The sequence below is a fragment of the Corynebacterium variabile genome, assembly GCF_006539825.1.
Lineage (GTDB): Bacteria > Actinomycetota > Actinomycetes > Mycobacteriales > Mycobacteriaceae > Corynebacterium > Corynebacterium variabile.
In genome coordinates, this window is the sequence record NZ_BJNT01000049.1 from 1 (window position 1) to 1,581 (window position 1,581).

Here is a 1,581-nt window from a genome sequence, read left to right on the forward strand (position 1 = left end):
ACTTGTGGGGTCTGCACAGTCCACGACGCCGGCCGTTGGCCAGATGGTGCTGGCTGATGGTGGTGGCACCTTTCAGAACCTGATGTACCTCAACTTCTTCGGTGGCTGGCGTGGGGGTTCCGACCACAGCCACGTGTCGGTGTCCAGCAGGGCGACCGACCCGGCCGAGTCCTCCTGCCCCAGTGAGACCACACGGACCCCGTCGTGGTCTTCGATATGGCTGGTGTGATGATGCCCGTGCACCAACGCCCGCGGCTGTGCTGTGTCCACCAGCTTGTCCAGGCGGGCCCGGTTGGCCTCGCCGGGAGCATCGTCGCGTTTGGAGCGAGCATGCCCGGAGATCCCGCACAACGCGTTGAAAGCGGCGGTGGTGGTCTCGTGGGTCACCAGCACATCCACCGGCCCGGTGTTGGCAGCGGCCAGCCCGCGGGCGAGTTGGGTGTCGGTGATGTTCTCGTCCGGCCACCAGTCTTCGCCTTCGGGGCGCCAGTGACGGTCGACGGAGCTGGCACCACCGAAGAACAGGATCTCGACGCCGGCGAGCGTCGCCCGGCTACCGCGGGGCATGTAGGTGACATGCTCGGTCAGCTGCACCGGCGCGGTGGCGTCAGGATCGAGGACGTCGAAGTTCTCGTGGTTGCCGTCGATGAACCGGTAGTCAACTGTTGCCGGGGCCAGGTCGGCGTTGCGTGCCACACGCGTGATGACGCGTTCGAGGTTGTCGGGGTGGTGTGGTTGGTCGTAGATCCAGAAGTCACCGGCCTGGATGATGGTGGTCACCCGCAGGCGAAGGGCCGCGGTCAGGGTGTACTCGAAGGCGGTCATGTTGCCGTGGAGGTCGCCGATGAAGGCGATGGTGTGAGTGTCGGGTGCGGCGGTCATGGGCGGCAACGGTAGACGTGTCGGTGAGCCGTTGTCCAGTACCATGAGTCTACTTCTGCGCAGGTCAGCGTCTTTTTCCTGGTCGCCGGTGATGCTGTTTCGCGGCGTCGGCGGCCCACAACCGGATCTCCGCGGTGCCCCAGCGCAGTGGCATCGTGCTCAGTGTCCGGTAGACATCGAACTCCGGCCGCGGATCCAGCAGGTGGGTCGCCAGGGCAGAAAGGTCCTCGATGGTCAGCCAGTGTGTGAACCGCTCGGCCGGGCCGGCCCACTGAGGATGCCCCTGGACGGCCTTGTCGGCGTCGAGGCGCATCCACCGGGTCCTCGGCAGTCGGTGTGTCCCGCCGCCGCGGCCGAGGAACTGCTGGAGGGTCATGCGGTGGGCGGTCACCGACTCAACCGTTGCCGCCGGGGTGTCGGCGGTGAACGCGGGCGTGGGCCAGGGCAGTTCGGTGTCGGTCCAGGGCCACAGGGGACCGAACCCGGTCACGGTGAACTCGTCGACCGGGTACCAGCCGGTGTCGGTGATCACCTGCCGGTGGGCCACCGGTACCGACCACGTCCACTGGTCCGGCCCAGCGCCGTGGGTGGCGAGGATGACGACTGATCCGTCGTCGGCCTCTTTGGCCAGGGCGATGTCCAGGGTGCCGGTCAGTTCACCGTCCAGGGGTGCGGCGAAGCGGGTGTGGTGGTGACCGT

At 67.2% G+C, this 1,581-nt stretch carries 2 protein-coding genes; both read right to left on the minus strand.

Going from position 1 to position 1,581, the window contains the following annotated elements; genetic code table 11:
- Positions 1–72: 72 nt before the first annotated feature.
- Positions 73–882, minus strand: coding sequence for a metallophosphoesterase family protein (locus CVA01_RS14680; RefSeq protein WP_170209820.1), 810 nt, complete (start codon positions 880–882; stop codon positions 73–75).
- Between the two features lie 64 nt (positions 883–946).
- On the minus strand, positions 947–1,581 hold a 635-nt coding region (locus CVA01_RS15035; RefSeq protein ID WP_170209821.1), incomplete at its 5' end, for a hypothetical protein.